At 71.2% G+C, this 21,338-nt stretch carries 18 protein-coding genes; 10 read left to right on the top strand and 8 right to left on the bottom strand.

Annotated features, from left to right (window positions below):
- Positions 1–52 precede the first annotated feature (52 nt).
- From VZQ01_RS04420 to VZQ01_RS04405, 4 genes are all read right to left on the bottom strand, one after another.
- Complete coding sequence (locus tag VZQ01_RS04420) at positions 53–634, bottom strand: DUF4136 domain-containing protein (protein WP_223746548.1); 582 nt, start codon at positions 632–634, stop codon at positions 53–55.
- 117 nt (positions 635–751) lie between these two features.
- On the bottom strand, positions 752–1,261 hold the full coding sequence (locus VZQ01_RS04415; protein ID WP_255652834.1) for a hypothetical protein: 510 nt from the start codon (positions 1,259–1,261) through the stop codon (positions 752–754).
- Positions 1,262–1,266: 5 nt separating this feature from the next.
- Positions 1,267–1,797, bottom strand: a complete 531-nt coding sequence (locus VZQ01_RS04410; protein ID WP_408890947.1) for a zf-HC2 domain-containing protein — start codon at positions 1,795–1,797, stop codon at positions 1,267–1,269.
- The gene (locus VZQ01_RS04405; RefSeq protein ID WP_223746550.1) at positions 1,797–2,432 is read right to left on the bottom strand and encodes an RNA polymerase sigma factor; all 636 of its coding nucleotides are present in this window, start codon (positions 2,430–2,432) and stop codon (positions 1,797–1,799) included. Before VZQ01_RS04405 ends, VZQ01_RS04410 begins: the two co-directional genes overlap by 1 nt.
- Before the next feature lie 175 nt (positions 2,433–2,607).
- On the opposite strand from VZQ01_RS04405, the gene VZQ01_RS04400 reads away from it, so the two are divergent.
- Positions 2,608–3,186, top strand: a complete 579-nt coding sequence (locus tag VZQ01_RS04400) for a TIGR02265 family protein (RefSeq protein WP_223783126.1) — start codon at positions 2,608–2,610, stop codon at positions 3,184–3,186.
- Position 3,187: 1 nt separating this feature from the next.
- Here the strand turns inward: VZQ01_RS04400 and VZQ01_RS04395 are convergent, their stop codons facing one another.
- A complete protein-coding gene (locus VZQ01_RS04395; protein WP_141333400.1) occupies positions 3,188–3,664 on the bottom strand; it encodes a peroxiredoxin in 477 nt (158 codons plus the stop codon).
- A 255-nt stretch (positions 3,665–3,919) separates the two neighbouring features.
- Here VZQ01_RS04395 and VZQ01_RS04390 point away from each other — a divergent pair, with 255 nt between their 5' ends.
- The 5 genes from VZQ01_RS04390 to VZQ01_RS04370 all read left to right on the top strand — a co-directional run bounded on the left by VZQ01_RS04390 (position 3,920) and on the right by VZQ01_RS04370 (position 10,732).
- Entirely contained in the window at positions 3,920–5,029 is a 1,110-nt protein-coding gene (locus tag VZQ01_RS04390) for a YcaO-like family protein (RefSeq protein ID WP_426748926.1), read from the top strand.
- Positions 5,026–6,183 carry a TfuA-like protein gene (locus tag VZQ01_RS04385; protein WP_426746963.1) on the top strand — a complete coding sequence of 386 codons (1,158 nt, stop codon included), beginning with the start codon at positions 5,026–5,028 and terminating at the stop codon, positions 6,181–6,183. Before VZQ01_RS04390 ends, VZQ01_RS04385 begins: the two co-directional genes overlap by 4 nt.
- 800 nt (positions 6,184–6,983) lie before the next feature.
- The gene (locus VZQ01_RS04380) at positions 6,984–8,978 is read left to right on the top strand and encodes a serine/threonine protein kinase (protein WP_267701093.1); all 1,995 of its coding nucleotides are present in this window, start codon (positions 6,984–6,986) and stop codon (positions 8,976–8,978) included.
- A 10-nt stretch (positions 8,979–8,988) separates the two neighbouring features.
- A complete protein-coding gene (locus VZQ01_RS04375; RefSeq protein ID WP_223746908.1) occupies positions 8,989–9,894 on the top strand; it encodes a DUF2381 family protein in 906 nt (301 codons plus the stop codon).
- Positions 9,895–9,949: 55 nt separating this feature from the next.
- On the top strand, positions 9,950–10,732 hold the full coding sequence (locus VZQ01_RS04370; protein ID WP_223746554.1) for a DNA-methyltransferase: 783 nt from the start codon (positions 9,950–9,952) through the stop codon (positions 10,730–10,732).
- A 191-nt stretch (positions 10,733–10,923) separates the two neighbouring features.
- On the opposite strand, the gene VZQ01_RS04365 is transcribed toward VZQ01_RS04370, so the two are convergent.
- Entirely contained in the window at positions 10,924–11,562 is a 639-nt protein-coding gene (locus VZQ01_RS04365; protein ID WP_223746555.1) for a hypothetical protein, read from the bottom strand.
- 105 nt (positions 11,563–11,667) lie between these two features.
- Between VZQ01_RS04365 and VZQ01_RS04360 the strand changes: the two genes are divergently transcribed.
- The 3 genes from VZQ01_RS04360 to VZQ01_RS04350 all read left to right on the top strand — a co-directional run bounded on the left by VZQ01_RS04360 (position 11,668) and on the right by VZQ01_RS04350 (position 15,526).
- The gene (locus VZQ01_RS04360; RefSeq protein ID WP_223783123.1) at positions 11,668–12,945 is read left to right on the top strand and encodes a dicarboxylate/amino acid:cation symporter; all 1,278 of its coding nucleotides are present in this window, start codon (positions 11,668–11,670) and stop codon (positions 12,943–12,945) included.
- Positions 12,946–13,012: 67 nt separating this feature from the next.
- The gene (locus tag VZQ01_RS04355) at positions 13,013–13,498 is read left to right on the top strand and encodes an FKBP-type peptidyl-prolyl cis-trans isomerase (RefSeq protein WP_223746557.1); all 486 of its coding nucleotides are present in this window, start codon (positions 13,013–13,015) and stop codon (positions 13,496–13,498) included.
- A 126-nt stretch (positions 13,499–13,624) separates the two neighbouring features.
- Entirely contained in the window at positions 13,625–15,526 is a 1,902-nt protein-coding gene (locus tag VZQ01_RS04350) for an OPT family oligopeptide transporter (RefSeq protein WP_426746962.1), read from the top strand.
- Positions 15,527–15,529: 3 nt separating this feature from the next.
- Here VZQ01_RS04350 and VZQ01_RS04345 read toward each other — a convergent pair whose 3' ends face one another.
- Positions 15,530–16,441, bottom strand: coding sequence for a flagellar motor protein MotB (locus tag VZQ01_RS04345; protein WP_426746961.1), 912 nt, complete (start codon positions 16,439–16,441; stop codon positions 15,530–15,532).
- A gap of 297 nt (positions 16,442–16,738) precedes the next feature.
- Between VZQ01_RS04345 and VZQ01_RS04340 the strand changes: the two genes are divergently transcribed.
- Positions 16,739–19,195 carry an ABC transporter permease gene (locus VZQ01_RS04340; RefSeq protein WP_426746960.1) on the top strand — a complete coding sequence of 819 codons (2,457 nt, stop codon included), beginning with the start codon at positions 16,739–16,741 and terminating at the stop codon, positions 19,193–19,195.
- A gap of 188 nt (positions 19,196–19,383) precedes the next feature.
- Here the strand turns inward: VZQ01_RS04340 and VZQ01_RS04335 are convergent, their stop codons facing one another.
- Positions 19,384–21,315: an ABC-F family ATP-binding cassette domain-containing protein gene (locus tag VZQ01_RS04335; protein ID WP_426746959.1), complete on the bottom strand. Its 1,932-nt coding sequence runs from the start codon at positions 21,313–21,315 to the stop codon at positions 19,384–19,386.
- Positions 21,316–21,338 lie beyond the last annotated feature (23 nt).

Here is a 21,338-nt window from a genome sequence, read left to right as displayed (position 1 = left end):
ACAGCGGGCGTGTCCGGCGTCCGACGCCCCGGCGCCGGACACGCGCACCTGGCTACTTCCCACCCCGGGGTGGGAAGCGCTCGAGGATCTCCTCCACCGACTTGTTGATGCGCGACTGCTGCTTCTCCGCCTTGGCGCTGTCGTCGATCTCCGACTGGGCCTGGCCGCGCCACACCAGCTTCTTCGACTGGGCGTCGACCACGTCGATGATCAGCGTCCCCTGCTCGTACTCGCGCACCACCGTCTCCGGCGCCGACATGGCCACCGGGCCGCCCCCATAGAACGGATCCCACATCGGGTCGTACGGATAGCCGTAGTACGCGTTGACGGTGTCCGCCTCCAGCTTGTTGTCGATGGCCCCGTGCCAGCCGAGGAGGAAGTCCGGATTGGCCTCCACCTTCTGGTAGCCGTGCGACTGGAGATAGGCGTCCGCCGCCCGCTCCACCTCACCGCCGACGATGGGGTTGTACACGCGCTTGTCGCTGCCCTGGGGCTGCGGCAGCCACGCGTAGGTCTTGTAGCCGTCGAGCTGCTGGACGGCGCTCGGGTCGTAGTTCGTGCTCACGTCGATGCCGGCGCAGGCCGTGAGGGCACACGCCATCAACAGGGGCGCGAGTCGAATCAGCGGACGCATGGAAGCCTCCTCGGTGACGGCGCGACACGCGCCGTCGGCTCCCTGACGGTAGTCATGCCCCCGCGCCGCACTCCGGGTTGGATGCCTGTTTGTCCCGGACCCGGGGCGCACCCGCGCTCAGTCGTCCGCGCCCGCGTCGCCCGGCCCCTCGCCCCTCCAGGGCCGCTTCATCCGGCCGCCGTCCCTGGCCAGGGTGAGCGCCAGCTTCGCCCGCTTGTCCGCGGGCAGCTCCTTCGCCAGCGCCTGGTACATCTCCCGGTCCAGCACGGTGATGCGCTCACGGGCCTCGAAGGCGCGCTGCGCGGCCGCGTCCACCTGCGCCAGCGCCGCGCTGTCACCCCGGGCCGCCTGGTGCAGCGTGCGCGCGGCCTCCCGCACCTGCTCGCGCAGCGGCCTGCGCTTCTCGTCGAACTGGCGCAGCGTCTGCTCCATCTTCAGCGCCTGCTGGTTGTCCAGCTCCAGCGCCTCCGACAGCGCCAGCACCTGCCGCAGCCGCAGCCGCTTCTCCAGGCGCTCCATCCGCTCGGTCACGCGCGCGGAGCGCTCCTCGCCCTTGTCACCGGGCTTCGCCAGCGCCAGCCAGGGCACGAGCACCACGGACAGCATCACCCACGACGTGCGCGTCATCGTCTTCACAACGTCTCTCCCAGCAGGTCGTCGTCCCAGCTCTCGAGGTCCTCGAAGGACTCCTCGTCTTCCCACGTCGCCCCGCCCTCCAGCGGCTCCAGCCCCGCCCAGGCCTCGAAGTCCGCGAGCGTCTGCGCCTCCACCGCGCGCTCCTCGGCGCGGACATCGGCGGACTCGGTGGGGGAGGCCCCCTGCGTCGTCCACGGACGCGGCAGGCCCGGCATCAGCACCATCGCCGCGACCACCGCCGCCGCGGCCAGCAGCGAGCCCACCGTGCGCCGTCGCAGCGTCTGGCTCATGCGCTCGCGCCTCCACGTCTCCAGCGCGCGCTGGGGGACGGTGTCCTGCGCGGCCTTCTCCGCGGCCGTCGGCGCGGGCAGCGCCACCAGCGACAGCACCTCCATCGACTGCGCGAGCGCCTCGCGGCACCCCGCGCACGCCTCCACGTGCCGCAACAGCGGCACCGACTCCTCGGGCTCCAGGGCCCCCGCGGCGTGCAGGTCCAGTCGGGCTTCCATGTCCGGGCATGCGGCCATCAGTGCTTCTCCTCCGGCTCACCCACCCGCGCCTTCAGGCGCTTCACCGCATGGTGGAACTGAACCTTCGCATTGTTCTCGGTGATGCCGAGCGTCTGCGCGATATCCTTGAACGCCAGGCCCGCGTCCACGCGCAGCGTCAGCACCTCGCGCTGACGACGGGGCAGGGTGAGGACCTCCTCGCGAACCTTCCGCGCCCGCTCGGCCCGCTCCAACCCGTCCTGCGCGGATTCCCCGGGCGCCTCGGCCACGTCCTCGCGGGGGGCCTCCACCAGCACCGGCCGCCACCGCTGCCCCTGGCGCGCGTGGTTCTTCGCCAGGTTGAGCGCGATTCGCACCAGCCACGCCCGGAACGGCGCCGGCCCCGTCGGCGTGAAGCGCGAGAACACCCGGCGCGAGGCCTCCAGCGCGCGCAGGAACGCGCCCTGCGTCAGGTCCGCGGCGTCCTCGGGCCGCGTCGTGTAGCGGCGCACCAGCGAGAAGATGAGCGCCCGGTGCCGCAGCACCAGCACCTCGAACGCCGCCGTCTCCCCGTCCAGGAAGGCGCGGCACAGCACCTCGTCCGGTGCCCCCTCCAGGGCCAGCCGGCGAGACGGCATCGCCACCACCTGGCCGCCTGTCTCCCTGATGCTCACGACTGCCTCAACCCCCAGCACCCCCCCAGGTTATTTTTCACGGCCGCGGTGAATCTGAAATCATGTTTCCCTAGAAATAACAGCGTGTTGAGGGACGGCCGGGCAGGGGGATGGTTGCCGCCTCCGCCACCCGGCTGTCACAATGCGTGAGGTTGGTGCAACCCACGGACTTCTCATGGTTCTGGAAGGCTCGGGCTCTCGCATCAAGGGGGGCGTGCTCATCGCGCGCCTGAACATGCTGCGCCGGGTGGGCGGGCAGGTTCGGGTGGACGAGGTCCTGGGGCGGCTGCCCCCGGTGGACCAGGCCGTGTTGCGCCAGGCCATCCTCCCGGTGGCCTGGTATCCGCTGGAGCTGAACCTGCGGTTGGACTCGGCCATCGCGGAGGTGCTGTCGCCGGAGGACGAGGGACGGGCCTTCATCGACATGGGCCGCTCGTCCGCGGACGAGGCGCTGCACGGGGAGCAGAGCGCGTTCATCCGGCGCGGAGAGCCGCACTTCCTGTTGAGCCAGGCGCCGCGCATCTACCGCTTCTATTACGCGGTGGGCTCGCGCACGTACGAGTCCACGGGGCCTCGCTCCGCCATCCTGCGCACCTTCAGCGCCGAGAACGTCACGGAGGCGGACTGTCTCACCATCATCGGCTGGCACGAGCGGGCCATCGAGCTGTCGGGCGGGCTGTCGCCGCGCGTCACGCATCCGATGTGCCGGGCGCGGGGCGCGGCCCACTGCGAGTACCACTGCGCCTGGGAGTGACTCAGGCGGCCGAGTCGTACGCGGCCGTCATGGGGTGGGACTCGAGGTAGGCGAGCACGTCGTCCAGATGGCGGTACACGCGCACCTCGTGACGGATGATGTCCTCGATGCGGCCTTCCGGGCCGATGATGAAGGTGACGCGGCGGTCCACGCGGAGCACGGGCCAGAGGACGTCGTAGGCGCGGCTGATGACGCGGTCCGGGTCTCCGAGCAGCGAGAAGTGGATGTCCTCCTTCTCGGCGAACGCGCACTGGGTGGCCTGGGTGTCCACGGAGACGCCGACCAGCTCGGCGCCCAGCTCCTGCAAGTGCAGGTGGTTGTCGCGGAACGCCCGGTTCTCGATGGTGCAGCCGAGCGTGAAGGCCTTGGGGAAGAAGAAGAGGACGACGCGGCGTCCTCGCAGCGCGGACAGGCTCAGGGGCACGCCATGACAGTCGATGGCGACGAAGTCAGGCGCGAGGTCTCCGATGGCGAGCATTCCGGCAGCTCCCTTTCTGGTGGCCGCGACGGTCCACCGGTACCACGTCTTCGGTGCGGGGCTGGGTGACGATTGCTCGCCAGCTCCCGCCGCGTTCGCCCCAGGACGGGGCGACTGTGTCCTTCCCGAGTCCCAGGGAGGGCCGCGTCCTGCATCGCATGGTTGATGTCGCCGGGGTGTTAAGAACTGTTGAGGAGTGCTATCCGCCCGGGCGTGTCGAGCGAGCGAGTGAGTTCGTCCGGGCTGGCCCGGGCCATGGGCGTGACGCGGGTGGCGCGGGTCACCGGGTTGGACCGCACGGGCGTGGAGGTGGCCTGCGCGGTGCGTCCAGGGGGCCATGTGCTCCAGGTGTGCAACGGCAAGGGGCTCACGGCGGACGAGGCGGCCTGGGGCGCGCTGTTCGAGACGGCGGAGCTGTGGGCGGCGGAGACGGTGGCGCCGGGGCGGCTCGCCTGGGGCTCCTTCGCGGAGCTGGAGGGACGGCTGGGGACGTTGTGGGGGGCGCAGGCCCTGGGCTCGGCGGGCGCGCTGGTGGAGCCGAGGTTGTGGGGTGAGGGTGTCCGGTGTGCGTGGCGCGAGGCCACGGAATTGGGTTCGGGGCGGAGCGTCTGGGTGCCCGCGCAGGGGGTGCACGTGACGCCTCCGGGGGGCGTGTCGCTGGGGCCGGTGTCGGTGGCGTGGACCAGCAATGGCTCGGGCGCGCATCCGGAGCCGGCGCGGGCGCTGCTGCATGCGTTGCTGGAGGCCACGGAGCGGGACCAGCTGGCGCGGGTGTTCCCCGAGGGGTGGACGGAGGAGGCGGTGCGGGGGCGGCTGCTGCGTGGCGCGGAGCTGGCGCGCTCGGCGCCGAGGACGGCCGCGTTGGCGGAGCGTCTGCGGGAGCGTGGCTTCGGGGTGTACCTCTTCGATGCGACGCCGTCCGCGCGGACCGCGGGGGCGGTGGGGCTGCCCGTGGGCGCGGCGGTGTTGGTGGACCTGGAGGAGGGGCCGGTGCCGCTCACGGCGGGCTACGCGTGCGCGCTGGAGCGGGACGTGGCGCTCTTGAAGGCGCTGCTCGAGGCGGCGCAGTCGCGGCTGACGGACATCCATGGGGCCAGGGAGGACGTGGGTTCGACGGACCGGGAGGCGGCGCGGGGGTTCGCGGAGGCGTGCGCGGGGGTGAAGGCGCGGCGGCGGGTGACGGAGCTTCCGGACCTGGGCGCGGTGGCGGAAGAGGACGCGGAGGTCCAGGTGCGACGGGTGCTGGCGCGGCTGAAGCGGGCGGGATTCACGCAGGTGGCCTCGGTGGAGCTGGATGCGCCGGTGCCGGGCCTTCATGTGCGGCGGGTGGTGGTGCCCGGCATGCGCGTCTCGGAGCTCCTGTGAAGCGGCGAGCCGAGGACGTGGTGGTCTTCCTGGGCCCGTCGCTGCCGGCCGAAGAGGCAAAGCGGCTGGGACCGTGCGTGGTGCTGCCTCCGGCGCGACAGGGCGACGTGTGGCGAGCGCTGGGGGCGAGGCCCCGGGCCATCGCGTTGGTGGACGGTGTCTTCGAGGCACAGCCCTCGGTGTGGCACCACGAGCTGCTGGCCGCGTTGGAGGCGGGCGTGGCGGTCTTCGGCGGCTCCAGCATGGGTGCGCTGCGCGCGGCGGAGCTGGCTCCGCACGGCATGGTGGGTGTGGGGCGCATCTTCGGCTGGTACCGCGATGGGGTCGTGGCGGACGACGCGGAGGTGGCGCTGCTGCATGCGGATGCCGAGAACGGCTGGCGCCCCCTCACGGTGCCGCTGGTCAACGTCCGTCACGTGGCCGAACTCGCGCGTGAGGCCGGTGTGCTGAGCGCGCCACGGGCCCGCGAGCTGGTGTCGGTCGCGGCGGAGATGTTCTACCAGGAGCGCACCTGGGCTCGGATGAGCGAGCGTGTGCGCTGGCCCGAGGACACGCGACGCGCGTGGGCGCAGTGGTTCTCCCGTGGCGTGGAGGACCTGAAGCGCGCCGACGCGGTGGCCTGCATCCGCACGGCACAGGAGTGGGTGGCTTCGGGGGCGCCGTCGAGCCAAGGGGCGCGTCGGGTTCCCTCCTCGCTGGTACGGCGGCGGCGACTCGTGGAGGACGTGACCCGCGTGCCTGAGGCGCGGGTTCCCTCGGGGCACGTGCTCGAGGTGTTGAGCCAGGCGCCCGACGCGCGCGAGCTGGCCGAAGCGGGCCTGCGTCGCGCGTTGCTCGCGGGCTGGGCGAGGACGATGGGGTTGTCCGTCACCGAGGAGGAGGTGGCGCGTGAGCAGGAGGCGTGGTGGCGCGAGCGCCGTGTCCCCGCGCGCAAGCGCGATGCCTTCCTGTCCGCGAGCGGGCTGGACCCGGAGGGACTGCGCGCGCTGTGTGAAGAGCGGGCGCTGGAGCGACTCGTGCTTGCGCATTCGACACGGCTGCTGCCGGATGGCCCGTCCTGGGATGAAGCGCTCGCCGCCGAGGCGAGGTTGCGTGGACGCTGGGCAGAAGCCGCGCTCGACATCGCCGCGAGCGATGAAGAGCCCGTCGACTGATGCACTGAGCATGTTTCGAGCGGCGAGTCCTTCGACCGCCGCGAGCGATGAAGAACCCATCGACTGATGCACTGAGCATGTTTCGAGTGGCGACGAGCACGTCGCCTGACGTGCGAGCAGGCTTCGAGCAGCGAGTCCTTCGACCGCCGCGAGCGATGAAGAACCCATCGACTGACGTGCCGAGCAGGCTTCGAGCTGCGACGAGCACGTCGCCTGACGTGCGAGCAGGCTTCGAGCAGCGAGTCCTTCGACCGCCGCGAGCGATGAACAACCCATCGACTGACGTGCCGAGCAGGCTTCGAGCGGCGAATCCTCCAGACGCCTCTCGCGACGAAGCGCCCATCGCCTGAGGGAGCCATGCGTGCCTCGTGCGGCGACGCGTCTGTCGACTGACGCGCCGAGCGTGCCTCGAGCGGCGAGTCCGCCAGCCCGCGCGCCGTCCCTCACCGGCGCATGAGGCGGTGGGGCGTGAGCCGGACGCCTCCTGGCCACGGGCCCCCCCGGGGCGCCGTGCTCGGTCGGGGCCTCCCGCTCCACGAGGCTACGGAGGACGTTGGGTCTCCCGGACCCGATGTGACCCACCTGACGGGTGGGGAAAATTCGTGACAGGCCTTGAATCGAGGCTAGGGTCAACCCTGGAGGTTACCCTTGTACGGCCCCGTTTCCTGGGTGGTCACAGCGCCCCTCGCGCCAGACTCACGTGCCCGCATTGGCATTGAGGCCGTCCCATGCCTCCGCGCGGATGCGCTCGTGCTTTGCCGGGAAGGCATGGTCTCGCGACAAGAGGGCTCTCCGCCGTGATGTCGGCGCCGTTCCATCCGGACCAGCTCGTTCCCGGCAGCGAAGTGGGCCCGTGGCGCGTGGTGGCGTCGCTGGGCGCGGGAGGTTTCGGCCGCGTCTTCAAGGTCGAGCGGGGAGGGCGCTTCTTCACGATGAAGATGGCGCTGCGTCCCGCCGGTCCCCAGGTCTCCGAGGAGGAGGACGTCAACGGTCGGCTGTCGCACGAGGTGGCCGCGCTGCTCGCCTGCGCGCCGCACCCGAACCTCCCGCGCCTCCACGCCGTGGACCGCTGGCCGGAGCCCCCCGAGGGCTACCTGTTCTTCGTCACCGACTTCATCGACGGAGAGACCTTCCACGAGTGGCGCTGGCGCGTGAAGCCCTCCGCGGCGCACCTGCTGTCCGTCTTCACCGAGGTGGTGCGCGCCGTCTCGGACCTCCACCGCCGAGGCCTGCACCACCGCGACCTGAAGGGCGACAACCTCCTCATCCGCCGCGATGACGAGCGCCCGTTCCTCATCGACCTGGGCACCGTGCGCATGCCGGGCGCGACGACGCTGACGGTGGGCGTGGCTCCAGCCTCTCCGCATCTGTTGCCCCCCGAGTGCGTGGCCTTCCTGCGCGAGGGCCTCTGGGAGCAGGGCGCGCGCTTCGACGCGGGCATCCCCGGAGACCTCTACGCGCTGGGCGCGCTGCTCTACGAAGCGCTCACGGACGGGTACGCCTTCGACCCCAGGCTGCCCTACGACAGGCTGCTGCCCGCCATCGAGACGGTGACGCCGCGCGCGCCCCACCTGGTCAACCCCAAGGTGCCTCCCGCGCTGGGAGACCTCGCGCTGCGGCTGCTCGCCAAGCGCCCCGAGGACCGCTACCCGAACACCGAGGCGCTGCTGCAGGCCCTGTGGGAGGTCGCCAAGGAGAAGCGTCAGCCCGCATGGAGGCTGTCGCTGGACCTTCCTCCCGAGCCCGAGTCCCCGCGTGACGTGGACTCGAACACGCCCCGGGTGCGCATGGTGCCGGAGCTCGTGCGCATGCCCGAGCCCTCCGCGTCGGACGCGGAGCAGGACTCCGACGCCGAGAACACACCTTCGCATCCCCTCGCACCGGAGGCCGTCGCCGCGCCGGCGGACGCGCTCCCGTCCTCTCCGCCGCCGCCCGCTCCCACGTCGCCGTCCCGCGAGCCTTCCTGGACGCGCGGTGTCGCGGTGGGCGTGCTGGTGCTGTTCGTCCTGGGCGCGGTGGCCCTGGGTGTCTCGCGTCGCGAGTCGCCCGCTTCGAGCTCCACGCAGGCGGTCGTCCCCCTCCCACCTCCTGCAGAGAAAGGAAGTCCTGTCGTGACGAGTCGTCCCCTCGCGCCCCCCGACACAGCCCGTCCCTCTTCACCGTCCGCCGAGCCCGCGGAGGCTCCCACCCGGTGGGCTTCCGCGGCCCCCGCTCCCTCGGACGCGCCAACTCCTGAGTCGCCCCCTTCGCGGAAGCGTGGCTCGGTGAGCGGCACCTTGGGGAAGACGGCGGCGGTGGCGTGCCTGGCCGGAGCCTGCGCGGGCGGCTCACCCCAGACACGCCTGACGTCGCCCGAGGGGGAGTGCCCGGCGGGTTCCATCGAGCGTCTGAATGCGCTGGGCTACTCCCCGAGCTCGCAGCTGTCGCGGACGGACTTCTCACTGCAGGCCCCCGGCGAGCGGTATGTGTCGGTGATTCCGCTTCCTCCCGAAGGTCCCATCTCCATCTACCTCTACCGCAACCTGCCGGATCCAGCCCTCGTCGAAGCGTTCCCGCGCGGGACGAAGTTCCACGGGAGGCTCTTTCACGGACAGAAGAGGTACTACATCTGGGTGTCCGAAGCGGAGACTCCCAATGGCAAGCGCATGGCGGTCTGTCTCCAGGTGTCGGTGGCCAATCTCGGCGAGCGCGTGCAGGTGGGCATGACCTACGACAGTGTCAACAGCACACCTGAGCAGAAGATGATCAGCACGATCGTGGGGCTCACCTCTACCGACTACTTCGGAAGGCCGTGACTTGCTCGCCGTGTTCCCGGTCCTCGCGCTCACCTGGGGCGTTCTGCTGAGCTCGGGTGCGGAGCGCCCTGGGCCCACCCCTTCCTCGAGTCTGCCCCCTGTGCGTCGGCTCGAGGTGGGCGGCGAAGTGGCCGCGCCGTCCCTCGACATCCGCATCTCCCCAGGGCGCGCCACGACCCTCTTCTTCGACGCCCGCATCCGGACCGAAGAGGTCCTGCTGGAGGGGCGTGAGCGTTTCCATCGCGTGGGCCTGGCGGATGACCACCTGGTGCTCGTGCCGTCGACCACGTTCCGCCAGGGGGAGCGGCTGCGCCTCGAGGTCCGCTTCCTCGATGGGGCGGCTCCGGAGCAGCTGGTGGTCTGGTTGGTGGTGGACCCGATGCGCGGTGAACCGCAGGTCGAGGTCTTCCGTCGCGTCCGCACCGCGGAGTCCTATCGGCGGGAGGTCGAGGAGCTCAGGGCGCGGCTGGCGCAGGCTCGCTCCGAACTCGAGCGACTCCAGTCCACGGGGCGCGCCTCGAGCTCGTTGGAGGAATTGGTCGCGATGCTGGGGCGGTCCTCGAGGTCGCTCTACGTCCAGGTGCTCGAGTCCGCCTCCCCACAGGGGCCTGACCTGTACGCCAAGGCGATTCGCCACGTGGCCCTCCATTCACATTGGAGTGCCCTGGTGCTGGGCATCTCCGCTGAGTCGGAGGGCCTGGGGTGGGTGGCGAGCGGCGGCTCGCTCACCAGGGACTCCGGGCAGGTGCTGGAGCTGAAGCCTCCCTGGCAATCAACGCCGCTGCGCGCGGAGGAGGAGCAAGATGTGGTCGTCCTCCTGGCTGACGAGGCCGCCCTGACACCCGGGCGCTACACGCTCAAGCTCTGGGATGTACGGGGCCGGACGTTGACGGTGGACCGACTGGTGGTGAAGTGACGGCGCGAGGGGCCTTGAGCCTCGTGGCCCACCGTGTAGGGTGCCGCCCCGGACGATGACCCCTCCGCTTCCTTCCGATGCCCCGCGCTGCATCCGCGCCGACTCCCGCGAGCCCTCGGGCTACCGCGAAGCCCTGGGCGAGCGCCGCGCCTCGCTGCTGCTCACCGACCCGCCGTACTGTCTGCTCACGCGGCGTCGCAAGGGCGGGGACCTGAGGGACCCGCGCGCGCACAAGAAGATCGACCAGAACCCCATCGTCCGCTTCGAGACGGTGCGCGACTACCGGGCGTTCTCCGAGGCCTGGCTCACGCGCGCCCTGGCACACCTGACGCCCGACGCGCCGCTGGTCATCTGGACGAACCTGCTCGGCAAGGAGCCCATCCTCACCGCCGCGCGCGCGCTGGGCTATCCCCACCTGCGCGGCGAGTTCACCTGGGGCAAGCGCACCACGGACAAGAACGCGAACGAGCAGACCCTGCGCGTCTACGAGGTCGCGCTCGTCATCGCCCGGACGCCCGAGCCGGTGCTCGCGCCCGGGGACCTGCCCACCGTCTGGGCCGTCGTCGGCGGCTATGACGATGACGGCGACGCCGCGCGCTGGGGCAGTCATCCCCACCACAAGCCGTTCTCCGTGGTCGAGCCGCTGGTGCGCACGTACAGCCGACCCGGTGACACCGTGCTGGACCCGTTCGCCGGCAGCGGCTCGCTGCCCGCCGCCGCGCTGCGCCTGGGCCGACAGACGGCGTGCCTCGAAATCGAGCCCGAGTGGGCCGAGCGCGTCACCCACCGCCTGCGTGAGACGGTCGCCGCGTACCCTCAGCCCCCGAGCGGCAGGTAGCGCCGCGACTCGAATCCTCGGGGCCTGGCGCGGCCCATGTTCATCACGCGACTCGTCACCCGGTCGCGTCGCGCCTCGAGCCCTCGGGGCATGCCGCGAGGAGCGGCGCGTCCTCCGCATCACGCGCCGCAGCGCCCGGCAGCGTCGCGTCTCGAATCGCCGAGGTCGGCGCGTCCTCTGCTCACGCGCCGTCAGCCCCCGAGTGCCCGGTAGAGCTTCGTCTCCGACCAGCGGGGCACGTCGGTGGGACGGTGTCCCCACCAGTTCATCACCAGCGTGCGGCGCAGCCGCGAGCGCCCCGGCAGCTTCCCGTCCGGCACCTGGTTCCGCGCGTCCAGCACGCCGTGCGTGAGCGAGCCGTCGAACACCACCAGCCGGTTGGGCCTGGGCGTCACCAGGTCCGCGGTGTCCAGCCGCGACGGCGCGAGGGACGGGTTGGACTCGTCCGGCTTCTCGCGCGTCACCACCAGCGCGCCGCCGCGCACGCGGTTGAGGAAGAGCACCGAGCCGATGCGCGGGTGCACCAGCTTCCCCGTGCGCAGCGCCAGCTTCTCGTCCCGGTCCTGATGGAAGTCCACGCGCACGTCCGTCGGGTACATGCGCGACAGCCACCACTCCACGCCCGCGATGCGCCGCCGGCCGGCGATGGCCGGACGCAGCGCGGTGACGATGTCCTCCACGACGTTCGTCGGCGGGCCGAAGTCGTACCAGAACGTCGTCTGGTACGTGTCCTTCAGCCGCTCGCGGCCGAGGACTCCCAGGCGCCGCAGCAGCCGGCGGAAGAGGGCGGGGGGCACGGCGGCTTCGGTGAGCTGGACGAGGGTTTCCACGGCGAGGCGCAGCTTTGTCTCATGCGGAGGGTGGGCGCCACCTTCCTTTGCCAGTAGGCTGCGCGCCCCATTGCCCTCCCGCCGGGAGGACGCGGAGATTGCGCGATGAAGGCTCACCACAAGATGCTCATCGGCATCGTCACCGGCACGGTGGCGGGGCTCGGCGCGAATGCCCTCGCGGGCGGTGCACCCTGGCTGGACTGGGCCGTCAACAACGTGGCCTCCCCCGTGGGGCAGATCTTCATCCGCCTGCTCCTCATGCTCGTGGTGCCGCTGCTGTTCGCGGCCCTCGTCATGGGCGTGGCGGAGCTGGACCTGCGGCAGGTGGGCCGCCTGGGCGCGCGCACGCTGGGCTACACCGTGGTGTTCTCCGCCATCTCCGTGCTCATCGGCCTGGTGCTCGTCAACGTCATCCAGCCCGGCCACGGCCTGAGCGAGGAGGCCCGCGCGCTCGCCCGGGGCGGCACCCAGGTGAAGGCCGCGCCCCCTCCGTCCGAGACGTCCTTCGGCGCCGTGCTCATGTCCATGGTGCCCACCAACCCGCTCAAGGCCGCGGCGGACGGGGACATGATCGGCCTCATCGTCTTCTCGCTCATCTTCGGCCTGGGCGTGGCCCTCACGCCCACCGAGGGCGTGCAGCGCCTGAAGGAGACCCTCCAGGGCCTCTACGACGTGATGATGAAGCTCATCGACGGCGTGCTGCGGCTTGCCCCCTACGGCGTCGGCGCGCTGCTGTTCGCCATGACGGCCAGGCTGGGGCTGGGCATCCTCCAGCAGCTGGCGGCCTACGTGGGCACGGTGCTGCTGGCGCTGTCGGTCCACATGTTCATCGTGTACTCGCTGTCGGTGCGCTTCCTGGGAGGGCGCAATCCCATCGAGTTCTTCCGCGACTGCCGGCTGGCCATCGTCACCGCGTTCTCCACGTCCTCCTCCAGCGCCACGCTGCCCACCGCGCTCAAGGTCGCCGAGGAGAACCTCAAGCTGCCCCCCAACGTGTCGCGCTTCGTGCTGACGGCCGGCTCGGCGATGAACCAGAACGGCACCGCGCTGTTCGAGGGCGTCACCGTGCTCTTCCTCGCGCAGGTCTATGAGGTGCCGCTGGATTTGTCGCAGCAGGCGCTCATCATGTTCATCTGCATCCTGGCGGGAATCGGGACGGCGGGCGTGCCCGCGGGCTCCATCCCCGTCATCGCGATGATCCTCACCATGTTCAAGATTCCGGTGGAGGGGCTGGGCCTGGTGCTGGGCGTGGACCGCTTCCTGGACATGTGCCGCACCACGCTCAACGTCACCGGGGACCTGGCCGCCGCCGTGTACGTGGCGCGCGGAGAGCCGCCCGCTCGCACGGACGTGGAGCGGGCAGCGGGGCCTTCCACCTCCTGACATCGGGATGAACCCATCCCCATCCTTCTCCGCGGAGTCGTCCCACCGTCGCACCCAAGGAGCCCGCATGAGGGTCGCCAAGGATTCAATCGTCTCGCTCGAGTACCGGCTGCACCTCGGTGATGGACAGGTCATCGACCAGAGCGAGCCCGGCCAGCCGCTCGCCTATCTGCACGGGCACCGTCAAATCGTCCCCGGCCTGGAGGGCGCGCTGGAGGGCCTGTCCACCGGCGACAGCAAGCAGGTGGTGGTGCAGCCCGCACAGGGCTACGGCGAGCATGATCCCGAGGGCGTGCGCGTGGTGCCTCGCGCCATGCTCCCCGCGGGCTTCGTGCCCCAGCCTGGCCAGACGCTGATGGCGCAGACGGACCAGGGTGACATCCCCCTGCGCATCTCCGAGGTCCGGGGCGAGGACGTGGTCATCGACCTGAACCACCCGCTCGCCGGCAAGACGCTGCACTTCGACGTCACCGTGAAGGAGGTCCGCCAGGCCTCCAACGAGGAGCTCTCCCACGGCCACGTCCACGGGCCGGGCGGGCACGACCACGGCTGACCCCAGGGCGTGACGCCCTGCGGCGACGAGCGAAGGGGCGGGGCAGGAGTACCCCGCCCCTTTTGCTTGCCTGCTGGAGTCCGTGCTTCGTGACAGCGGGGGCCGTGCACTATCTTTTCGCCCCCAATGAGCCAGTCCCCGTCCCAACAGACTCCGAGCCCCACGGGGCTCCGCCTCCAGCCCACCGACGCCAACGCCGACGAGCCCGGGGCGTCCGCGGAGAAGGACCCGGAGCTGTACTGGCTCAAACACGTCTACCAGGGTGGCTCGCGGCAGCTCACCGTGCGCGCCGTCATCGCGGGCATGTTGATTGGCGCGGTGATGTGTCTGTCCAACCTGTACGTCATCCTCAAGACGGGCTGGAGCCTGGGCGTCACCATCACCGCCTGCATCCTGGCCTTCGCCGTGTTCAGCACGCTGCGCTCGCTGCGCGTGCTGAAGAACGACTTCACGGACCTGGAGAACAACGCCATGGGCTCGGTGGCCTCGGCGGCCGGGTACATGACGGGCGGCGGCAACATGGCCGCGGTGCCCGCGCTGCTGATGCTCACCGGCACGCTGCCGCCCGCGGGCTGGCTGGTGGTGTGGTTCGCGGTCATCTCCGCGCTGGGTGTCTTCGCGGCCATCCCCATCAAGCGCCAGCTCATCAACATCGAGGCGCTGCCGTTCCCCACCGGCACCGCCACCGCGGAGACCATCCGCGCGCTGCACGGCCACGGTGAAGTGGCGCGGCGCAAGTCGCGGCTGCTCACGGGCGCGGGCGTCGTCGGCGCGCTGCTGGTGCTGGTGCGTGACGCGCGCTTCCCGTGGCTGACCAACATCCCGGAGAAGGTGAGCCTGCCCTTCACGATGCTGGGCAAGAAGGCCTCGGCGTGGACGATGTCGCTCGACTTCAGCCTGCTGCTGGTGGGCGCGGGCGCGCTGGTGAGCTTCCGCACCGGCTGGTCCATGTTCCTGGGCGCGGTGCTGTCGTACGGCTTCTTGGCCCCGGCCATGGTGACGCAGGGCTCCATCCCTGAAATCACCTACAAGGCCATCAACAGCTGGATGGTGTGGACGGGCTCGGCGCTGCTGGTGTCGTCGGGCCTGCTGGCGTTCGCCTTCCAGTGGCGCAGCGTGGCGCGCTCGTTCAAGGCGCTGTCGGGGCTGTTCCGGGGCAAGGGCGCGCAGCAGGAGGAGACGGACCCGCTGGCCGGCATCGAGTGTCCGCCGTCGTGGTTCCCGCTGGGCTTCGCGGTGCTGGGGCCCGTCGCCATCTTCCTGATGGCGTACCTGTTCCAGATTCCGTGGTGGGCGGGCGTGCTGGCCATGCCGCTGGCGGTGGTGATGGGCGTGGTCGCCAGCCGCGTCACCGGCGAGACGGACACCACGCCCACCAAGGCGCTCGGCCCCGTCACGCAGCTCATCTTCGGAGGCCTTGCGCCGGGGAACATCCCCGCCAACGTGATGAGCGCCAACGCCACCGGCGGCGTGGGTCTGCACTCGGCGGACCTGCTCACGGACCTGAAGTCCGGGTGGCTGTTGGGTGCCAACCCGCGTCAGCAGTTCGTCGCGCAGCTGTTCGGCGTGGTGGCGGGCGCGGCGGTGGTGGTGCCGGTGTTCAACCTGCTGATTCCCAACGCGGAGGCGCTGGGCACCGAGGAGTTCCCCGCGCCGGCCACCATGGTGTGGGCGGGCGTGTCCAAGCTCTTGGCCACGGGCGTCTCCGCGATGCCCGTCACCGCGCGCTGGGGGGCGCTGTGCGGCGCGACGCTGGGCATCTGCCTGGTGCTGCTGGAGCGCTGGGCGCCCGCGAAGCTGAAGGGCTACATCCCCTCGCCGGCGGGCTTCGGGCTGGCCATCGTCATCCCGGCCTCCAGCTCCATCGCCTTCTTCCTGGGCTCGGCCATCGCCGAGGTGCTGCGCCGCAAGAAGCCCAAGCTGGCCGAGGACATGGTGCTCCCCGTCTCCTCGGGCTTCATCGCGGGTGAGAGCCTGCTGGGCATCGCCATCGCCATGGCGAAGGCCTTCGGCGTGATGCCCAAGTAGGCGTCAGTCCACGCGTCCGGTGGCGAACGACGCGCCGGCCACGAAGCGGAAGGTGGGCGTGTCCAGGCCCGCGCCCACGCCCGGGCCGCCCATCACGAACAGGTCCATCCAGGACGTGGTGTGGCGGCGGATGGCCACCAGCAGCTCCGCGCCCGCCTGACCGCCCTGCAGCGGCACGCCGACGAGCATGCTGATCTCCCCGCGCGTGAGGTCTCCGGCGCGCGACGTCACGGTGCCGCCCAGCCGCAGCTCGTTGCCCACCACGTCCACGCTGGTGCCCGACAGCGGGCCCAGGTCCTGCTTGTCTCGCAGCAGGAGGCCGGTCTCCAGGCCCAGCTGCCACGTCTCCGCCAGGAAGCCGAGCTGGAGGCTGGGGTGCACCGCGTACCGGTCCCTGGCGAGCAGCGCCTTGCTGCCCACCGGAATCGCCGCGGACACATCCAGCGCCACCTGGAAGCCGAAGTCCGGCCGCAGGAGCGCCGCGCGCGCGCCCACCCACGGCGAGCCCAGGCCCTGGCCCTCGGGGGCGTTCACGTTCAGGTGCTTCGAGCCGCCCTGCGTGACGATGAAGGGCACCTCCGCGTCCACCTGGAGCCAGTCCGTCACGCCGATGGCCGCGGTGAGGTCCATGGTGAACTTGTTCTCCACCAGGCCCATGCCACCGCCCGGCTCCCAGCGCGTCTGGAAGTGGAGGGGCAATTGCTCGTAGTGACCCTGGACGCCCACGCGCACCAGGCCCGCGGGCAGCGTGCGACCGGTGCTCACCACCAGCGAGCCGAGCCCCGCCGGGTCCAGCTCCATCCGCTGCAGATTGAAGGTCGGCAGCGTCTTCGCCTGGGCGGAGGCGGCGGAGGGGAGCACCAGGGCGAGGGTGAACAGCGCCGACAGCAACGCGAACGCGGGCCGGAACGACACGACGACTCCTTGAAGGATGGAATGACAGCTCACACGTGAGCCGTGAGCTCCAAAGACGAACGAGTCGCATGGCGCCGAGGGGATGCGCAAGCTCACGCCCAGGTGCCTCATCCCGGGAAAGTATCCCTGAGCTTCCGCGTGGAACGACTTGACGCGCGATTCGTCCCGATTCTCCGGGGCTTGCCGTGAAGTCCCAATCCCGCGCACGCGTATCCCAATCATGGGAAAGCAAAACACCGTGCAATCGCAGGCGCCGGCCGGGCGTAGGATTTCTCATTCCCGCCCAAGGAGTCATCCGTGGCCGTCCTTCTCGAGGATCTCCGCTACGCCGTCCGGTTGCTCTTCAAGAATCGGGGGTTCACCGCCGTCTCGCTGCTGACGCTCGCGCTGGCCATCGGCGCGAACACGGCCATCTTCAGCGTCGTGCACGGGGTGCTGCTGCGGCCGCTGCCCTATCCCCGCTCCGAGCAGCTGGTGCGGGTGGACGCGCGGGACGCGGACGGGCCCAACACGACGTTGGCGATCGCCCACTACGCCTGGCTGACGTCGGAGGGCTCGCCCTTCTCCCAGGTCTCCGCGTCGGAGATGTTGCCCTCGGGCTTCAACCTCGTGGGGGACGGGCTGCCGGAGCGGCTGGCGGGGGTCCGGGTGACGGGGAACTTCTTCGAGACGTTCGGCGTGAGGCCTCAGCTGGGGCGCGGCTTCCTGCCGGAGGAGGACGTCCCGGGGGGGCCGCGCGTGGTGGTGCTCGGCCAGGGGCTGTGGAAGCGCCGCTTCGGTGGGGCGCCGGACGTGGTGGGGCGCACGCTCACGCTCAACGACGAGCCCTACACCGTGGTGGGCGTGGCGGCGGAGTCGTTCCGCTTCCCGGCGGAGGCGCAGCTGTGGACGCCGCTGCAGCTGGACATGACGAACAACGAGGCCTCCAACTTCCTGTTCGTCACCGGGCGGGTGCGTGACGGGCTGTCGCCCCAGGGCGTGGAGGCCGCGTTGAAGACGCTGAGCGCGCGCCTGACGGCGCAGAAGCCGCACCTGATGCGCGCCCACGAGTTCTTCGGCGCGGTGGACCTGCGGGCGGCGCTCGCGGGGGATTTGCGCCTGGCGCTCTGGGTGCTGCTGGGCGCGGTGGGGCTGGTGCTGCTCATCGCGTGTGTCAACCTGGCCAACCTCCAGCTCGCGCGCTCCGCGGCGAGGCAGCGGGAGCTGGTGGTGCGCGCGGCGCTCGGCGCGGCGCCCCGGCGGCTGGTGCGGCAGTTGCTGACGGAGAGCCTGCTCTTGTCGCTGGTGGGCGGCGGGTTGGGCGTGCTCCTGGCGTCGAGCGCGCTGCCCGCGCTCCTGTCGCTGGCGCCGCCGGAGCTGCTCACGCCGGGGACGCAGGTGGAGCTGGAGGGCACGGTGCTGCTGTTCTCCCTGGGGCTGTCGGTGGTGACGGGGCTGCTCTTCGGGCTGCTCCCGGCGTGGCAGGCCTCGCGGCCCAGGCTCCAGGACGCGCTGCGCGAGGGGGCCCAGCGGGCGACGGCGGGGGCGGGGGCGGGGCGCACGCGCAAGGTGCTGGTGGTGGGGCAGGTGGCGCTCGCGGTGGTGCTGCTGGTGGGGGCGGGGCTGCTCATCCGGAGCTTCGGTGCGCTGCAGGAGGTCAAGCCCGGCTTCGACGCGACGGACGTGCACGTGCTGCGGCTGTCCTTGCCGGAGGGCCGCTACGGCGAGCCGGAGGCGGTGGAGCGCTTCCTGCGCCAGGTGGAGGAGCGGGTGCGCGCGCTGCCCGGCGTGGTGGAGGTGGGCTCCACGCCCACGCTGCCGATGGAGATGGGCTCCAGCATGGGCTTCGCCATCGAGGGCAAGTACGAGGGCCGCGAGGACGGCCCCGGGGTGGGCTTCGGCCAGTACCGGCCGGTGTCGCCGGGCTACGCGCGCACGTTGGGGCTGGGGCTGATGGGAGGGCGGTGGCTGGAGGAGACGGACACGTCGCGCTCGGCGCCGGTGGTGGTCATCAACGAGGCGGCCGCGCGCAAGTACTGGCCGGGCGAGGACCCCGTGGGCAAGTCCATCCGGGTGGCGCACTCGGTGCCGTCGCTCCGGGACGACACGCCGCGCCGGGTGGTGGGCGTGGTGCGCGACGTGCGTGAGCGGGGGTTGGACCAGGAGGCGCCCGCGGTGCTGTACGTGCCGACGGGGCAGGTGACGCGCAGGCTCAACGAGCTGCTCGTGCGGATGTTGCCGCGCAACCTGGTGGTGAAGTCGCCCGGGAGCCACGCGGCGGTGGTGGCGTCCGTGCAGGAGGAGCTGTGGGCGGTGGACCCGCGGCAGCCCGTGTCGGAGACGCTGATGCTGGACGCGCACGTGGCGCGCACGCTGGGCTCCGAGCGCTTCAACATGGTGCTGCTGGGGTTGATGGCGGCGCTGGCGCTGGGGCTGGCGGCCGTGGGCATCTACGGCGTGCTGTCGTACCTGGTGAGCCAGCGCACGCGGGAGATGGGCGTGCGCCTGGCGCTGGGGGCCACGCGCGGCGAGGTGGTGCGGCTGGTGTTCCTCCAGGGCCTGGGCTCGGTGGGCGCGGGCGTGGGCCTGGGCTTCGTGGGCGCGCTGGCGCTGACGCGGGTGGTGTCCGGGCTGGTGCACGGGGTGAGCGCGTTGGACCCGTGGGCCTTCCTCCTCGCGCCCCTGGCGCTGCTCGCCGTGGGCCTCGTCGCCACGTGGCTGCCCGCGCGCAGGGCCTCGCGCGTGGACCCCATCATCGCGCTCCGGTACGACTGAGCCGGCAGGGCCCTCCTCCGGACGACAGCCCCACGCCAACAGCAGACACAACGGTGACAACACCCGGCACACCGGGCGGCACGAAATGAATGAATGACATGTCAGGGACTCCCTGGGAGGGAAGGAATGGCTCCGCACGGGAGCCCCTGGATTCAAGGGTGGACTTCGCGCGCCGGCAGATGGGGTGACTAGGCCCCAGTGCCCGCGAGGTCCTGGAGGACCTGCCACCGGGTGTAGAGCCGGTCGACCTCGGCGACGGCGGCGTCCAGCTCCTTCTGGACCTCCGCCACCTTGCCGCTCTTGCTGTAGATGGTCGGGTCGGCCAGCTGCGCCTCCAGCTCCGCCTTGCGCGTCTCGGCCGCTTCAATCGCGGCCTCCATGCCGTCCAGCTCGCGCTGGTCCTTGTAGGAGAGCTTGCCCGGCTTCTTCGCGGCCTTCGGCGCGGGGGCGGGGGAGACGGGCTCGACCTTCTTCGGCGCGGCCTTGGCGGCCTCCGCGGCGGCCATGGCGTCCGACTGCTCCTTGAGCCGCCGGTACATCGTGTAGTTGCCCTCGTAGCGCGTGACGCGGCCGTTGCCGTCGAACGTCACGATGCTCGTGGCCACCTTGTCGAGGAAGTACCGGTCGTGCGTCACGAGCAGCGTGCTGCCCCCGAAGTCCAGCAGCAGCCGCTCCAGGACGTTGAGCGTGACGATGTCCAGATCGTTCGTCGGCTCGTCCAGCACCAGCACGTTGGCGCCCTCCAGGAACAGCCGCGCCAGCAGCAACCGGTTGCGCTCGCCGCCCGACAGCGCCTTCACCCGCATCCGCTGCATGGGCACCGGGAAGAGCAGGTCGTCCAGGTAGTCGCGCAGCGCGACCTTCTGGTCTCCCAGGTCCACCCAGTCCTCGCCCTGCGAGGCCGCGTCGTACACCGTCATCTCCGGATCCAGCTGCGCCCGGTTCTGGTCGTAGTACGCCACCTTCGTGTTCTTCCCGATGACGAGCTTGCCGCCGTCCGGGGGCAGCTCGCCCAACAGCACGCGCAGGAAGGTCGTCTTGCCCACGCCGTTGGGGCCGACCAGGCCCACGCGCTCGCCGCGCTGCAGCCGGAAGTCCACGCCGTCGAGCACCTTGCGCGCGCCGAAGGCCTTCGTCAGCCCCTCGGACTCGATGACGGTGTGGCCCAGCCGGGGCGCGGCGATGACCCGCAGGTCCGCCACCTTGGGGCGCTGGAAGCCCTTCTCCGCCATCAGCTTCTGTGCCCGCTCGATGCGCGCCTTGCTCTTGGTGCGCCGCGCCTCGGGCCCGCGACGCAGCCACGCTACTTCCTGCGCAATCCACCGCTCGCGCTTGTGCTGGGCGACCTCGGCGTTCTCCTGCGCCACCAGCTTCTGCTCCAGGTACGCCTGGTAGTTGCCCGGATACGACGTGACGCCCGCGCCCGGCTGGATCTCGACGATGCGGTCCACCAGCCCGTCCAGGAAGTAGCGGTCGTGCGTGACGAGCAGCAGCGCCCCGGGCAGCTTGTCCAGCTCCTCCTCCAGCCAGTCCACCGTGTCCGCGTCCAGGTGGTTGGTGGGCTCGTCGAGCAGCAGCATGTCCGGCCGCGTGAGCAGCGCCCGGGCGATGGCCACGCGCTTGCGAAGACCGCCCGACAGCTGCGCCACGGGCCGGTCCCAGTCCTTCACGCCCAGCCGGTCCAGCAGCGTCTTCGCGTGGTGCTCGGTGTCCCAGCCGCCCAGCTGCTCGATGCGGTCCGACAGCGCCGCCAGCTGCTCCATCAGCTTCTCGTGGGCCTCCGGGGGCGAGGACTCCAGCTTCTTCGCCAGCTCCGCCTGGGCCGCCAGCGCCTCGCGCAGCGGCCCCTGGGCCACGGACAGCTCGGAGGCCACCGTGGCGCCCTCCGCGAACTCCGGCTCCTGGGGCAGGTAGGTGACCCGGGCTCCACGGCGCAGCTGCAGCTCCCCCGTGTCCGGCCTGGCCGCGCCCGCCAATATCTTCATCAGCGACGTCTTGCCCGAGCCGTTGACGCCGACCAGGCCCACCCGCTCACCCTCTTCGATGGTGACGGTGAGCCCTTCGAACACGGTGCGGCTGCCGAAGCTGAGCTGGACGTTGGCGGCACGGAGCAGCGTCACGGTGAGTCTCCCGAAAAGGCGAA

The sequence above is a fragment of the Myxococcus faecalis genome (genome assembly GCF_050039385.1).
In the GTDB taxonomy this organism is placed as follows: domain Bacteria; phylum Myxococcota; class Myxococcia; order Myxococcales; family Myxococcaceae; genus Myxococcus; species Myxococcus fulvus.
The sequence above is the reverse complement of the archived record's forward strand: the minus strand, read 5'-3'. Positions and strand labels throughout refer to the sequence as shown.

Bases quoted from the DNA above. Each gene is read 5' to 3' on its own strand.
- VZQ01_RS04410 (WP_408890947.1), bottom strand. From the start codon at position 1,797: ATGGCCGCATGCCCGGACATGGAAGCCCGACTGGACCTGCACGCCGCG.
- VZQ01_RS04420 (WP_223746548.1), bottom strand. From the start codon at position 634: ATGCGTCCGCTGATTCGACTCGCGCCCCTGTTGATGGCGTGTGCCCTC.
- VZQ01_RS04390 (WP_426748926.1), top strand. From the start codon at position 3,920: ATGGGCGTGACGCGGGTGGCGCGGGTCACCGGGTTGGACCGCACGGGC.
- VZQ01_RS04400 (WP_223783126.1), top strand. From the start codon at position 2,608: ATGGTTCTGGAAGGCTCGGGCTCTCGCATCAAGGGGGGCGTGCTCATC.
- VZQ01_RS04370 (WP_223746554.1), top strand. From the start codon at position 9,950: ATGACCCCTCCGCTTCCTTCCGATGCCCCGCGCTGCATCCGCGCCGAC.
- VZQ01_RS04395 (WP_141333400.1), bottom strand. From the start codon at position 3,664: ATGCTCGCCATCGGAGACCTCGCGCCTGACTTCGTCGCCATCGACTGT.
- VZQ01_RS04360 (WP_223783123.1), top strand. From the start codon at position 11,668: ATGAAGGCTCACCACAAGATGCTCATCGGCATCGTCACCGGCACGGTG.
- VZQ01_RS04380 (WP_267701093.1), top strand. From the start codon at position 6,984: ATGTCGGCGCCGTTCCATCCGGACCAGCTCGTTCCCGGCAGCGAAGTG.
- VZQ01_RS04350 (WP_426746962.1), top strand. From the start codon at position 13,625: ATGAGCCAGTCCCCGTCCCAACAGACTCCGAGCCCCACGGGGCTCCGC.
- VZQ01_RS04355 (WP_223746557.1), top strand. From the start codon at position 13,013: ATGAGGGTCGCCAAGGATTCAATCGTCTCGCTCGAGTACCGGCTGCAC.
- VZQ01_RS04415 (WP_255652834.1), bottom strand. From the start codon at position 1,261: ATGACGCGCACGTCGTGGGTGATGCTGTCCGTGGTGCTCGTGCCCTGG.